The organism is Bradyrhizobium sp. IC3195 (assembly GCF_020193585.1).
Classification (GTDB): domain Bacteria; phylum Pseudomonadota; class Alphaproteobacteria; order Rhizobiales; family Xanthobacteraceae; genus Bradyrhizobium; species Bradyrhizobium yuanmingense.
The window spans coordinates 595326-609461 of record NZ_JADYVG010000001.1 but is presented as its reverse complement, the minus strand read 5'-3'; the positions used below and the strand labels follow the sequence as shown (position 1 = coordinate 609461).

The 14136-nt window shown below is 63.0% G+C and carries 13 protein-coding genes; 6 read left to right on the top strand and 7 right to left on the bottom strand.

Annotation, left to right across the window (positions count from 1 at the left end):
- The first annotated feature begins 77 nt into the window (after window positions 1-77).
- The 4 genes from I6F09_RS02905 to I6F09_RS02890 all read left to right on the top strand — a co-directional run bounded on the left by I6F09_RS02905 (window position 78) and on the right by I6F09_RS02890 (window position 6798).
- Window positions 78-3848 (top strand): vitamin B12-dependent ribonucleotide reductase, encoded by a 3771-nt coding sequence (locus tag I6F09_RS02905; RefSeq protein ID WP_225187413.1) that lies wholly within the window; start codon window positions 78-80, stop codon window positions 3846-3848.
- A gap of 45 nt (window positions 3849-3893) precedes the next feature.
- Window positions 3894-5111 carry a patatin-like phospholipase family protein gene (locus tag I6F09_RS02900; protein WP_225187412.1) on the top strand — a complete coding sequence of 406 codons (1218 nt, stop codon included), beginning with the start codon at window positions 3894-3896 and terminating at the stop codon, window positions 5109-5111.
- Window positions 5108-6061, top strand: coding sequence for a hypothetical protein (locus I6F09_RS02895; RefSeq protein WP_225187411.1), 954 nt, complete (start codon window positions 5108-5110; stop codon window positions 6059-6061). The genes I6F09_RS02900 and I6F09_RS02895 overlap by 4 nt, the downstream gene beginning before the upstream one ends.
- A 221-nt stretch (window positions 6062-6282) precedes the next feature.
- Window positions 6283-6798, top strand: a complete 516-nt coding sequence (locus I6F09_RS02890) for a ParB N-terminal domain-containing protein (RefSeq protein ID WP_225187410.1) — start codon at window positions 6283-6285, stop codon at window positions 6796-6798.
- A gap of 214 nt (window positions 6799-7012) precedes the next feature.
- On the opposite strand, the gene I6F09_RS02885 is transcribed toward I6F09_RS02890, so the two are convergent.
- Window positions 7013-7279, bottom strand: coding sequence for a DUF2312 domain-containing protein (locus tag I6F09_RS02885; protein WP_025575662.1), 267 nt, complete (start codon window positions 7277-7279; stop codon window positions 7013-7015).
- Window positions 7280-7558: 279 nt separating this feature from the next.
- Here I6F09_RS02885 and I6F09_RS02880 point away from each other — a divergent pair, with 279 nt between their 5' ends.
- Window positions 7559-8110: a phasin family protein gene (locus I6F09_RS02880; RefSeq protein ID WP_225187409.1), complete on the top strand. Its 552-nt coding sequence runs from the start codon at window positions 7559-7561 to the stop codon at window positions 8108-8110.
- Between the two features lie 188 nt (window positions 8111-8298).
- Here I6F09_RS02880 and I6F09_RS02875 read toward each other — a convergent pair whose 3' ends face one another.
- The gene (locus I6F09_RS02875; protein WP_128261897.1) at window positions 8299-8598 is read right to left on the bottom strand and encodes a hypothetical protein; all 300 of its coding nucleotides are present in this window, start codon (window positions 8596-8598) and stop codon (window positions 8299-8301) included.
- Window positions 8599-8896: 298 nt separating this feature from the next.
- Between I6F09_RS02875 and I6F09_RS02870 the strand changes: the two genes are divergently transcribed.
- Window positions 8897-9907, top strand: coding sequence for a hypothetical protein (locus I6F09_RS02870; protein WP_225187408.1), 1011 nt, complete (start codon window positions 8897-8899; stop codon window positions 9905-9907).
- A gap of 179 nt (window positions 9908-10086) precedes the next feature.
- Here I6F09_RS02870 and I6F09_RS02865 read toward each other — a convergent pair whose 3' ends face one another.
- The 5 genes from I6F09_RS02865 to I6F09_RS02845 form a co-directional block, all read right to left on the bottom strand.
- A complete protein-coding gene (locus I6F09_RS02865; protein WP_036000202.1) occupies window positions 10087-10590 on the bottom strand; it encodes a hypothetical protein in 504 nt (167 codons plus the stop codon).
- A gap of 289 nt (window positions 10591-10879) precedes the next feature.
- A complete protein-coding gene (locus tag I6F09_RS02860) occupies window positions 10880-11920 on the bottom strand; it encodes an acyl-CoA desaturase (protein WP_225187407.1) in 1041 nt (346 codons plus the stop codon).
- Window positions 11921-12137: 217 nt separating this feature from the next.
- The gene (locus I6F09_RS02855; RefSeq protein ID WP_036000177.1) at window positions 12138-12419 is read right to left on the bottom strand and encodes a hypothetical protein; all 282 of its coding nucleotides are present in this window, start codon (window positions 12417-12419) and stop codon (window positions 12138-12140) included.
- A gap of 296 nt (window positions 12420-12715) precedes the next feature.
- Entirely contained in the window at window positions 12716-13363 is a 648-nt protein-coding gene (locus I6F09_RS02850; RefSeq protein WP_225187406.1) for a cell envelope biogenesis protein TolA, read from the bottom strand.
- A gap of 96 nt (window positions 13364-13459) precedes the next feature.
- Window positions 13460-13864 (bottom strand): VOC family protein, encoded by a 405-nt coding sequence (locus I6F09_RS02845; protein WP_057029035.1) that lies wholly within the window; start codon window positions 13862-13864, stop codon window positions 13460-13462.
- Window positions 13865-14136: the final 272 nt, after the last annotated feature.

Sequence of the window (14136 nt, the reverse complement as noted above, 5' to 3'; positions counted from 1 at the left end):
CGCCGCGAATGCAATGACGACCCGGCACGCCCTCAACGAGGGGCGGGACCGGTCAAAGAAAAGGACGGGGCAAGACCATGCGGATTGAGCGGCGCCACACCACTTCGGGACAGTCACCTTATGCGGGTATCGAATTCCGCCTGACCACGTCGGAGATTCGCAATCCCGACGGCTCGGTCGTGTTCAAGCTCGAGAACGTCGAGGTCCCGGCCGAGTGGTCGCAGGTCGCCTCCGACGTGCTGGCGCAGAAATATTTCCGCAAAGCGGGCGTTGCCGCGCGCCTGAAGAAGGTCGAGGAGGAATCCGTCCCCTCCTTCCTGTGGCGCTCCGTGCCCGACACTGATGCCCTCGCCGCGCTGCCCGAGAAGGAGCGCTATGTCAGCGAGCTCAGCGCCAAGCAGGTGTTCGACCGCCTCGCCGGCTGCTGGACCTATTGGGGCTGGAAGGGCGGCTATTTCACCAGCGACGACGACGCCCAGGCCTTCTACGACGAGCTCCGCTACATGCTCGCCATGCAGATGGTCGCGCCGAACTCGCCGCAATGGTTCAACACCGGCCTGCACTGGGCCTATGGCATCGACGGCCCCGGCCAGGGCCATTATTACGTCGACCCCTTCACGGGCAAGCTGACCAAGTCCAAGTCGGCCTACGAGCATCCGCAGCCGCATGCCTGCTTCATCCAGGGCGTCGGCGACGACCTCGTCAACGAGGGCGGCATCATGGACCTCTGGGTCCGCGAAGCCCGCCTGTTCAAATACGGCTCCGGCACCGGCTCCAACTTCTCGCGCCTGCGCGGCGAGGGCGAAAAGCTCTCCGGCGGAGGCCGCTCCTCGGGCCTGATGAGCTTCCTCAAGATCGGCGACCGCGCTGCCGGCGCGATCAAGTCGGGCGGCACCACGCGCCGCGCCGCCAAGATGGTCGTCGTCGATGTCGATCACCCCGACATCGAGACCTATATCGACTGGAAGGTGAAGGAGGAGCAGAAGGTCGCCGCCCTCGTCACGGGCTCCAAGATCAACCAGAAGCACCTCAAGGCGGTGCTGAAGGCCTGCGTGAATTGCGAAGGCTCGGGCGACGACTGCTTCGACCCCGAGAAGAACCCTGCCCTGCGCCGGGAAATCAAGCTCGCGCGCCGCAGCCTCGTGCCTGACAATTACATCAAGCGCGTCATCCAGTTCGCCAAGCAAGGCTACAAGGACATCCAGTTCGACACCTACGACACCGATTGGGATAGCGAAGCCTATCTCACCGTTTCGGGCCAGAACTCCAACAACTCGGTCTCGCTGAAGGACGACTTCCTGCGCGCGGTCGAGACCGACGGCGACTGGAATCTCAACGCCCGCACCTCGAAGAAGGTGACGAAGACTCTGAAGGCGCGCGACCTCTGGGAGAAGATCGGCTACGCCGCCTGGGCCTCGGCCGATCCCGGCCTGCACTTCAACACCACGATGAACGACTGGCACACCTGCAAGGCGTCCGGCGACATCCGTGCGTCCAATCCGTGCTCGGAATACATGTTCCTGGACGACACGGCCTGCAACCTCGCCTCGGCGAACCTGCTGACGTTCTACAACACCGAGACCAAGCGCTTCGACGTCGAAGGATATGAGCACCTCTGCCGGCTCTGGACCATCGTGCTGGAAATCTCCGTCATGATGGCGCAGTTCCCGTCGAAGGCGATCGCCGAGCTCTCCTACGAGTTCCGCACGCTCGGCCTCGGCTACGCCAATATCGGCGGCCTGCTGATGACCATGGGCCTGCCCTATGACAGCAAGGAAGGCCGCGCGCTCTGCGGCGCCCTCACTGCAGTCATGACCGGCATCACCTACAAGACCTCCGCGGAGATCGCCGCCGAGCTCGGCACCTTCCCCGGCTACAAGAAGAACGCCGCGCACATGCTGCGCGTGATCCGCAACCACCGCCGCGCCGCGCACGGCCAGTCCAATGGCTACGAGGCGCTCAGCGTCAACCCGGTGCCGCTCGACCTCGTCTCCTGCCCGCAAGCCGACCTCGTCAGCCATGCCCAGGCGGCCTGGGACGCGGCGCTCGAGCTCGGCGAGAAGCACGGCTATCGCAACGCCCAGACCACGGTCATCGCGCCGACCGGCACGATCGGCCTCGTCATGGATTGCGACACCACCGGCATCGAGCCGGACTTCGCGCTGGTCAAGTTCAAGAAGCTCGCCGGCGGCGGCTACTTCAAGATCATCAACCGCGCCGTGCCGGCCGCGCTGCGCGCGCTCGGCTATCGCGAGAGCGAGATCGCCGAGATCGAGGCCTACGCCGTCGGCCACGGCTCGCTGGCGAACGCCCCCGGCATCAACGTCACCACGCTGAAGGCCAAGGGTTTTACCGATGAAGCCATCGCCAAGGTCGAGAAGGCCCTGCCGACCGCGTTCGACATCAAGTTCGCCTTCAACAAGTGGACCTTTGGCGAAGACTTCATCCGCGACCAGCTCGGCATCGGCGCTGAAGCCATTGCAGCCCCCGGCTTCGACCTGCTCCAGGCCGTCGGCTTCACCAAGCGCGAGATCGAGGCCGCCAACGTCCACATCTGCGGCGCGATGACGGTGGAAGGTGCTCCGCACCTCAAGGCCGAGCACTATCCGGTGTTCGACTGCGCCAACCCCTGCGGCAAGATCGGCAAGCGCTACCTGTCGGTCGAGAGCCACATCCGCATGATGGCGGCGGCGCAGCCCTTCATCTCGGGCGCGATCTCCAAGACTATCAACATGCCGAACGACGCCACGGTGGAGGACTGCAAGTCCGCCTACATGCTGTCGTGGAAACTGGCATTGAAGGCCAACGCCCTCTATCGCGACGGCTCGAAGCTCTCACAGCCGCTCAACTCGCAGCTCATCAGCGACGATGAGGACGAGGATGATGCGGTCGAGCTGCTGCATGAAAAGCCGATGGCGGCGCGCGCCACGCATGTGGCCGAAAAGGTCGTCGAGAAGCTGGTCGAGCGCATCGTCGTGATGCGCGAGCGCGAGAAGATGCCCGATCGCCGCAAGGGCTACACCCAGAAGGCGGTCGTCGGCGGACATAAGGTGTATCTGCGCACCGGCGAATACGATGACGGCCGTCTCGGTGAGATCTTCATCGACATGCACAAGGAAGGCGCGGCGCTCCGCTCCTTCATCAACAACTTCGCCATCGCGGTGTCGCTCGGCCTGCAATACGGCGTGCCGCTCGACGAATATGTCGACGCCTTCACCTTCACCCGCTTCGAGCCGGCGGGCCCGGTGCAGGGTAACGACAGCATCAAGTACGCGACCTCGATCCTCGACTACGTGTTCCGCGAGCTCGCGGTGAGCTACCTGTCCCGCTTCGACCTCGCCCACGTCGATCCCAACGAGACGGGCTTTGACGCGCTCGGCAAGGGCGTCGAGGAAGGCAAGGAGCCGGACGAGGACGGCGGCCAGCACGCGACAAAACTGGTCTCGCGCGGCCTCACCCGCTCGCGCACGGACAACCTCGTCGTGATGCGCGGCGGCTCGGCCGCGGTCAGCCAAGGCAACGACAGCGCGCCCTCAGGCGGCAGCCGGGTCACGGCGCTGGCCGCCCACGGCGCTAGCGCCCGCGTCGGCGACGCCATCGAAGGCGCCGTCGCCCTGAAGCAGGAAGCCCAGCACGATCTGTCGCCGACGGAGAAGCTCGAGCAACTGCAATGGAGCAAGGCCGGCAGCGCCGCGACCGCAGCTCCGACAAAGGCCGAGCGCCGCGCCGAGGCGAAAGCCAAGGGCTACGAGGGCGAGATGTGCTCGGAGTGCGGCAACTTCACGCTGGTGCGGAATGGGACCTGTATGAAGTGCGATACGTGCGGAAGCACGACGGGGTGTTCGTAACACAAGCGAACCGGATGGTGTTCTCCGGCTCGCGGAGGGTAATTCGTGAGCGATGGCATACTAGCTGAGGGGACTTCAGAACGAATCGGGCGGCGGATTCCGCCGTCCGGTGCTCGAATTGGGCTGGCTCTGTCGGGCGGTGGCGTTCGGGCCGCCGTCTTCCACCTCGGAGTCCTGCGGCGCTTGGCCAGCCAGAGCCTGTTGGACTGTGTCGGTACCGTTTCGACCGTGTCAGGAGGGAGCCTCGTCACCGCCGCAATCATCTCCCAAGCAGGTATGAAATGGCCGACTTCCGACGAGTATCTTCGCTCGGTCTATCCAGAGCTCCGCGACCGGATCACCGCCGCCGACCTTTTCAGCCTCAAGTCAATCGGATGGGCTGGCGCTGCAGAATTCAATTTAAGCCTCATCTGGAACCGGGCAGAAATTCTCGCGACAATGCTTGAGCGAATGTGGGGCATTGCGGGTCATCTCCGTGATCTTCCGGACGAGCCCAAATGGCTAATCAACGCGACCTGTATCGATACTGGCAAGAACTGGCGTTTTTCTAAACGTGAGATGGGTGACTGGTCTTTCGGGCGACACAGCGCGCCCGACATTCCAATCTCAGTCGCAGCAGCTGCCTCGGCTGCTGTGCCGTACGCGATCGGCGCCATGACACTAACGCTACCCGCTGCGGGCTGGTGGGAGACCGATCCAGCGACCCGAGCGGAGATGCGCACAAAAATTCCGCCAACGACGCGAGTACGCCTGTGGGATGGCGGTGCCTACGACAACATGGGACTTGAAGCAGTCACGAAGCCAGGGCGCGGACTACGCTCCTGCGACTTCCTGATCTGCAGCGACGCGTCCGGTCCGCTGCAACCGGGGAATGTCTCTCCAATCTGGAGCTTACTGCGCGGTGAATTATCAAGCCCCCGGCTGTTCGACGTGGCCGGTGACCAAATTCGATCACTACGCAGCCGGATGCTGATAGCTGATATCGCAAACGGCATAATCGATGGGGTGCTGTTACGCATGGGCAACTCGGTGCGCGTGGTGGACGTGAAAAGCGGCACGGTTCGGCCCACGACATACTACGACGCATTTCAGACGGACGAACAAGCCGCATTGGCATTACAGTATCCGACCAACCTCAAGGCGCCATCGGAAGCTGAGTTCGACATGCTCGCCCGTCATGGTTTTGAGATCGCCGACGCGACGTTAACCAGGTACGCACCGGTTCGTGTTCCAACATCGTCGCTATGGAAAGACGTCGCATGAAGGGCATCCGCACGCGTTTCCGCGCTTATCACCTAGGAACGTCCGGTTCGTCGTTTTCGTACTTCGCGGACGGGCGCTTCACGATGATCGAAGGTCGACTTACCGACGACAGCCGTCGTCAAGTCGAAAGCGAAATGGAAATTTGCGGCGTCGATGAAGCGGCCAGTCTCCACATCACCAGTTGGGATTCCGATCACTGCAACAAATATGAGTTGCCAGAGTTGCTGAACCTAATTCGTCCACGCCGGATCGAGTGTCCCGGCTACAATCCGATAAAGGACTACGGTCACGGGGAAGACTGCCTCGCTATGATCGCCGAGTATCGTTCCAGGCGTCGCAACACGAGTTTTGTGCCCGTCATAACGCACATTACTCCAGCGTATATTGACGGCTTGGATCGCGCTACGACGTTGGGGTTCAGCAATATGTTCTACAATCCATATCACATTGTGGAAAACGCCAACGACAATTCGACCGTAAAACTGTTCCGCGAGGGGAGCTTCAACGTCTTGAGTCTAGGTGACGTCGAAGATTCGCTGATCAGCGCGAGGCTCCGCAGATGTCGTATCCTCCGGAGTGAAACAGATCTCATGATCTTGGCTCATCACGGCGCAGACAATGGCTTCACAACCAAAAACTTCTTGAGACATATCGACCCTACGGTGGCGGTGTGCTCGTCGAACTATGACAATCAATACGACCATCCGCGTCAAGAAATCCGCGACTTACTGCACGATGAGGGCATCCGACTGATGACAACCAAGACGGGCGACGTGATCGCTCGATCCGTCGAAAATCACACCGGCCTCTATGAGGTCGTCAATCTCATCGCAAAGTCTACCGATGTATCGTCGGTCGTCAGGTTCGTCTCGAAGAAAGCTCACATTCTCGACGTCAACGGCGACGCACTACGCCAGAGATATGCGCCAAGACGACGCTACCCGCGCTAGCCGACATTATGGATGGTCTCATTCAGCCCGCAGAAGCTACAGTGGCAGTGCACCAAATTCGCTATCGCCGGATCGGCTACCTCGGCTGACTTTCGCATGCGCCCTCATTAAGTGCACACCGCATTCCTCCGAATTGCCTTTGCGGTCGACCGCTTCCCTCCTAAACTCCCAACTCCACCGGCATGGGTTCCGACGGGCCCGGTAGACGCGGAGTAGAAGTCATGCCCAAACCGGAAAGCTTCCCGATCGAGAAGATCTTCGTTCCGACGAAGCAGAGGAAAGCCATCAAGCCCGAGACCGTCGCGGAGATCGCGGAAAGTATTCTGGAGATCGGACAACAGGCCCCGATTTCCGTTCGGCTCGACGGAGACCGCCTGGTTCTGGTCGAGGGACTGCATCGGTTAGAGGCCTGCAAGGCGCTCGGCGAGACGACCATTCTCGGCGTGCTGGTCCCGGCCGAGCTGGCTCAACACAAGCCGCAGCTCGCCGAGCGACCCGAAGTCGAGGCCGAGCGCATCAAGATGGCGCGATTGAAGCAGTTGCGCCTGGAGAAGGAAGCCGCAGAGGCATCGATGGCTGGCTTGAAGGGCGCTGGCGCAACGGAAGTGCCGCGCACCCGTCTGGCTAAAGGCGTCCGCGACGCTCCGAACGCATCGCCGGGCCGGATGGCGAAATCCAAACCGAAATCATTGTCGGACTGGATCACTCAGCAAAAGGGCAGCGGCGGCCGCTATTGATGACCGACGCCGTCGTTCCGGGGCACGCCCTTGGGCGCGAGCCCGGAATCCATCGGGCGACATGACAGGTGGCGCGATGGATTCCGGGTTCGCGCTTCGCGCGCCCCGGAATGACGGTGAGGCTGTTGCGCTCCGCCTTGCATGGCTTCCACCGAACCGACAGCCGCAATCCTTTCGATCGCGGCCATCTCTCCTCACCGATCAACCCAACGTCTCACGCCGCTTTCGCCTGCTCCGGCGAGGCCGTCTCCATCGCCCGCATGTAGAGGTCGAGCAGGCTTTCGCGCTCGTCGCGCTCGTTCTTGTCTTCCTTGCGCAGCTTGATGATCTCCTTGAGGATCTTCACGTCGAAGCCTTCGCCCTTGGCTTCCGCAAAGACTTCCTTCTTCTGTTCGCTCAACTCCTGCATCTCGCTGTCGAGGTTCTCGATCCGCTCGACGAAGGAACGGATCTTGCCGCCGGGAATGGTGATGTCGGACATGGTACCTCCTCGCTGACTGAGGTCGTGAAAATGCCCGCAAAGAAATGACCAATGTGTTAACCGAGTTGCCGCACCCGATGCCATCGCGCCGCAGCGATACCCGGGACAGGCGACCACCCCGCAGCTATCTGGATCGGCGACTTCTTGCCGGATGCATCGAAGATGCGGCGGCAAAATCTCACCACATGGCCGCCACGCAAGCGACAGCCCACAATCGCGATTTCAGCGCAAACGCGACGGAGGCTCGCGGCTTCATCGATATTCAGGAGCCATTTTGCAATGTTGAGTGCGGTGGACAACAAGCCAAGGGGAAAATCGGGCCGGCGCGGCGGCAAGAAGAAATCGGGACAACGGACCGGGGGCGGCGAGCAACGCGTAAGTGCAGGGCATCAATTGCCGGATGCCTCGGCGGAGACCAAGCACGAGACCGAGCAAGAGCCGAGCCGACACATCAGTGCGGAGATACCTTCGGCTGCGGCCTTGCCGGACGAGGCTTCCGGGATGGAGCTCGCCGCAAGCCCGCCCGTCGTACCGGTCGAACCCTTCCAGGCCAGCACGCAAGCGATTGCCGACGCCTATAGCGACTACATCAGGACCTCGCTTGAGCAAGCCTGGAACTTCCTGGGAAAGCTCGCGATGGCGCGTTCACCCGTCGAGGCCTTTGAGCTTCAGATGGCGTACGCGAAACAGGCGTGCGACTCGTTTGTCGCCGAATCCCAGAAAATCACCGAGCTGCATGAACAATTGACCAGACAAAGGGTCATGCATCTTGAGGGGTTCGTGGCGAGGCTCACCCAGACCACGCTCGAAATCCGCACGATGCGTCACTGACGACGGTGCACATTGCGGCGCCGCGGGACGTAAGGTGGGTTAGCTGGCGGTTGCGCGAAGCGCGGTCCGCCGGCGTAACCCACCACCTCTCCGCCGCCGAGATCAAAGAGGCGGGTTGCGCTACCCGACCTGCGCTTTGCGCCGTCGCGGAGCTAACTCACCCTACGCGCCTGAGGACCGCCGGGAGTTCAGTACCCTGACTTCGTGCCGGTGGTCGACCCGGTGCCCGCGCCTGTGGTTTGACCTGTGGTTTGCCCTGTAGTTCGTCCTGGAGCGTAGCTCGACGCGCCGGGGCTGGTTCTCTTCGAGGACTTCGCGTGCTGCTTCTTCTTGTGTCCCGGAGCGTAGCTGGAAGCGCCCGGCTCGCCCTTCTTGCCCATTTGCTGCATCTCATGACCTGGCGTCTTGCTCGATACACCCTGAGCAAATACGGCTGGTGCGGTAGCCATGACAACGGCAGCCGAAAGCGCGATGATCATTGCTTTCATGTTGTCCTCCTCGAACAAGCCCCCTCGAAGGAAACGGAATGGACTAGCGCCCGTTCCCCTCAGCGAACGCTCATGCGCCGCGGGGGTGGACGTCCCTGGCGTCATTCGTTGATGAGCTTCAATCCGCTCGACTACCCTACGAAATGCGCTTTGCGCAGTCGCGGCACCAACCCCACCTGCGCGCTCACTCCGCCTGCCATAATTTCTCCTTTGCACACGCGTTGTGTCGGACAGCGGCGAGACCTATCCTTGATCGGACTGCCTCCCATTGACGCCCGACCGGATGGAGAGCGCATCGATGCCTGACACGAACGACCCCAAGCCTGATACCGGCAAGACCGATAACGCCAAGCCTGATACCGCCAAGCCTGATGCGTCCAAGCCGGACGAGGCGCGGGCCGATGGCGGGCTGGCGCGGGCCTACGACCGGATCAAGAGCGCAGAAGAAGACCTTGCGCGGCTGGACCGGCTGGTCTCCGGAATGGAACGTAACAGCGAAACCCCGCGGACCTCGCGCGCAAGCACCGCCGCGACGGCCGCAGCAACTTCCGGAAACACGCCGACGCCGGAATCCAAGCCTCTAAACACCAAGCCTCGCGATCAGGGCCTGAGGGGAGACAGGGCCATGATGCGGGCTCTGGCTATTCTCGTGATGGCGATCGGCCTCCTCGGTGCCGCCGTCGCGTCGCAATATGGCGACGAGGCGACATCGATCGGCAAGTCCATCATGGCGCGATGGGCTCCACCCGCGAGCGCACCCCCGCAAGCGACCGCCGCGGAAAGTCCGGAGCAGCCGGCGACGGTGCTGCTGGCGGCCGCGGATGAGCCGAGCCCGGTGCCGGCGCCGCCGGGGCCCAAGGACACCGAAAGCGCCCCGAAGCATGCCGCCACGGCGGCCGAGCCGTCATCGTCCGAGCTCGCGCAATCGCTCAAGGCCATCACGAGCGAGCTTGCGAACATCAACGGCAAGCTCGAGCAGTTGAAGAGCCGCAGCGAGCAGACCCTGCGCGACCAGGCCGCCACCATCGAGCAGCTCAAGGCCGCGCAGGAGAAGGACGCGGCGGACAATGCGCGCCTCGCCGCGCAGGTCCAGGCGTTGCAAACGCAACTGAGCGCGTCATCGGCGCCATCCGCCTCTGCACCTGCGAAGCCCGTCGCGCGCAGCGTGGTCAACAACGACACGGCTGCGCGTGCCCGGGCGCACCTACCAGACGCCGCGCCACGGCGGCCGAGGCCGCCGCCGCGAGGCCCCTGGATGCCGCCGCGCTATATGGCCGACCCTTATTATTACGGCGATCCGGATTGGTGAGCCCGTTTCGCGAAGGCGCGCGATTTGAAGAGCCTTAGGGTGGGTTAGCCTGCAACGGCGCGAAGCGCAGTCCGCTGGCGTAACCCGCCACTTTGATTTCAGCGGAGGCAGACGTGGTGGGTTACGCTGCGCGAGCTGCGCCTTGCGCAGTCGCGCAGCTAACCCACCCTACGCTCCCCTCAGCGTATCTCGCTCATCGTCACCTTGGCCGCGATCCCCGTCAGCTCGGGCTCTTGCGGCGCAAGCTCCTCATCGGAAGGGCCGACCGAGACTTCAGCCATTCTGCGTTTGACCTGTTCGCAGGTCTTGCGAACGTCTTCGGTGAACAGCGCGCATTCTTCGATACGTTTGAAGATCTTCCGTCCCTCTTCTCGGTAGCCTGCCGCCGTTTCTCGCATGAAGGCGATCGCATCGTGAACCTGGGCCGTCAGCGCCTCGCATTTTTGCGCAGCGTCGATCAACTCGGTGCCCATGGCCTCGATCTCTTTTGCAGCGGACTCATAGTCGCGAATGACCGCTTCTGCACTGAGCGCACCGACCCGGGACACCCCCGCGGTGTGCTCGACGTAATCAGGCAGATTAATTGAAGTAATGGAGTTTCCCGACCGGATCGAAGTGATGTCCGCTTCGAGTTGGACCAAGTTCACTCCGTCCCGTCTGTGCAATTGTTCGACACTTGCCATGACTGTCCTCCCAATACGCGCCCAGAACCCCAAGCAGCATTGGGTTTATTACGGGGATAAATGCCGTTCTACCTCTATGTATTCTTGACAGTCTCCACTTTGCCACTTTTACCCAATCGCCAACTCTGCACGCAGAGACGGCGAGCCATCAAACTTCAATTTTTCCGTGCACCTGTTCGAACGCGCGAACCCTGACAACGAGTTCGACCGGCACTGTCGTCAACCTCAACGTCCGGCGAACCGCCTGCGCAGCGGAAATCCGCATCGCGCCCGCCATTGGCGGGCACGATTATGTTCCGGGGGCGCGAAGGTCGTCGCCCTCGAAGGCATTCCCGACGGCGGCTGGCGCAGGCTCGCCCGGCCCTGCATCCGCCGCACGTTGGCGGCCGGCACCGCCCGCCGCGAAAATATCATGCACCAGCCCGAGCTTCCCCAGCCCCAGGATGATCAACCCGTTGATGTCCACCTCGTACCAGGCGTGCGAGATGTAGGCGTCGCGCGGAAAGCGGTGATGGTTGTTGTGCAGCCCTTCGCCAAAGGTGAGCAGCGTGGTCACCAGCTCGTTAGTGGTGCCGTCATGGGTCTCGAAGCGACGGTAGCCCCAGCGGCCGTCGCTGTGGCAGACCGAGTTCACTAGCGAGGTCGCCATGGTCATGAGGTAGCTGCGGAACAGGCCGGCGAACAGGATGCACCCGATCATCGTGCGCGCGCCGCCGAAGGCATAGCCGATGGCGCCCGGAATGATCAGCGCCGAGAGCGCATACCAGTACCAGCGCGTCCTGGTGAAGAACATCGCGATCGGGTCGGCCAGGATGTCCTTGGCGTAGTAGCTGGCATCGGTGGTCTCGCGGTCCCACACCCAGCCGCCTTGCGCATGCGTCATGCCCTTGGCGAAACTGGTATAGGGATGGCCGCCGCCGTCGTAATAGGGGCTGTGCACGTCGCCGGGCCGGTCGGAGTGCAGATGGTGCCGCCGATGGTTGCTCACCCATTTCAGGATCGAGCCCTGCACCGCCATGGTCGCGAGCGCGGCGAAGATCGTCCGCATCACCGGACCGCAGCGGAAGCTGCGGTGCACGAAGTAGCGATGCATGAAGCCGATGCCGATCGTGGACATGATGAACGTGCCGGCGAACACCGAAACCTCGACCCAGCCGATGCCTTGCCAGAAGGCCCAGACCAGCGCCGCGACTGAGCCGCCGACCATGATGGCGAACGAGATGTAGGAATCGCGAAACTTGGCCTCGACCACCGGACCTTCGGTCAGCACGCCCGGCGGCATCTTCGGCTCCGCAAGCTGCTCGGACGCCACGCTCTCAACCACGCTCATTTCAGCCGATCCATTTACACTGCACTTTTCTGCAGTGCAGCGTACAACCCCTGGTTATCAGAGGCAAGGACCGGAGCGGCCGTAGGAGCACGGGCGGCGCAGCCCCGCCCCTTTCGCTTCTCTGCCGAATGGAAAGTGGAGACCATGACGAGCAGATGCACGTCCTGCATCTGTCAGCGTACGCTCATGCGCCGATCAGTTTGGCGTCCGTCGGCCTTCACCACCAATACGGCCAGCGCCATCCCTCATAGCGCACGTAGGACGGCACCAAGGGCGGGCCGTAGGGATCGACCCGGTCGTGCTCGGGGCGATAGCGATAGCGTGGCACGATGTTGTAATCCCACGGCGTCGGCCTCAGCACCGGCGCCGTGACGATGAGCCGCTCCTGCGGCGCGCGAACGACGACGGCTCTCCGCGTCCGGGCTTCGGCGTCCGAGGTTGCAAGGCCGCTCAGCACCAGGGCGGTTCCGAGCGCGCAGGCGGCAGTCATCTTGGTCATGCGTTGGTCTCCTTCGCTTCAAGAGTGCAAAAGGATGCCAGGCGAGGCAAGCAAATTTCGCGCGAGGTGCGGACATAAGCGCTGTGCGCTTTAGCGCTCCGACCTCTCCCCCTCATTGCGAGGAGCACTTGCGACGAAGCAATCCAGAGTCCTTCCGCGGAGGGAGCCTGAATTGCTTCGCGGAGCCTGTCATCGGGCCGCGCTCCGCGCGGACCCAGTGGCTCGCAATGACGGCGAGTAGGACGCAAGGGTGGTCTAGGTGAGCAACAGAACTCCCGGACGTCGGCACCTGCCCCTCACTCGCGCGCGCGGCGCAGCGCCTGATCCAGCTTCTGCCTCTGCTTGTCCCAGCGCTCCTGCTCCGCTTCGGCGCGCGCCTCGAGCGCGGCCCGCTCGGCTCCGATCGCCTCGGCCTTCGCTTGGTGCTCGCGTCTTGCCTTGTCGAGTGCGGCTTCCGCCGCGGCAACCGCCTTGTCGCGCCGCGCACGCTCCTTGGCGCGAGCGGCCTCCTCCTTGGCACGCGCTGCCTCGCGGCGTCGCTCCTCCTTCTCGAATGCCGCGGCGGCCTTGCGCGCGGCCGCATCGTCGATCTCGCGGGATGCATTCCGGGCCGTCTTGGCGGGACGCGTCTTTGACGTCGGCTTGCTCTTGGCCTTGCTCTTGGACTTGCGCTTGGGCTTGGCCTCGTCCTCGCCGAGATCTGTCGGCAGCTCAGCGCTCTCGGTGTACGGGCCGTTCGAACCCACCGGACGCCTCAGCACCACGCCCGGCTTCGCCATGGTTGCAGCGACGACATCAGGGTCGTCGGTCTCCCTGGCGACACCCTGATGGAACAGATTGGAGCTGGCGCCCCAGGCAGCAAGCGCCGCCTTCATCGAGGGCGCGGCGATCGCCTGATCGTAGAAGCCGAGCGAGGTCTGGTAGGTCTTCAGCTTCTTTGGCATGTCGCTCCGATGTCGGCGCAGCCTTCCGCAGGCGATCGTAGCCCGGATGGAGCAAAGCGCAATCCGGGTGGCTCAGCACGCTCGGCCCGGATTAGGCTACGCACCTTCCAGCAACGCGTCATACCCTTGCGCGCTGAACGCCAACAGACAAAAACCGTGCCCGAACGGATCGGCCAGCATCGCGATCCGCCCATAGGGCGCATCGCTCGCCGGCACTTCCAGGATCGCCCCGGCAGCGAGCGCACGCGCGACAGCGGCGTCGACATCGTCGACGACGACGTCGATATGCATCGGCGTCCAGTGCCGCTCATAACGGCGGCGGTCGCCGCCGGCGCCGATGGTGCCGGCCTGCTTGGTCAACAGATACACCGGCGCGGGCCAGCCGTTGAGCTCGACGAAGTCGGCGCCGAAGCGACGGCCGACCGAGAGGCCAAAGGCTTCGGTGTAGAACGTCGTGGCTTTCGCCACGTCGGGAACGTCGATGTTGAGGAGAAAGCTCATGAGGGAACTCGTCGCAAGTTGCGAAGCGAGCGTAGCCCGGATGGAGCGCAAGCGTAATCCGGGATGGTGCCGCACCTGACGCCCCCGACCGCGTCCCACGATGTCATCATGCCATTGTTTTGCCCGACGGGTCAACTCTTGTTCGATTTTGCCGAAGTCAGGAAAACCCCGAGCAATTCCATGGGGATGGCTACTGTGCATGGGGTTGTTTTCGCAACACTTGCTTGAGCCGGCGGCGGTGTGGACGACGCTGCAGAGAAACAGCATCGACA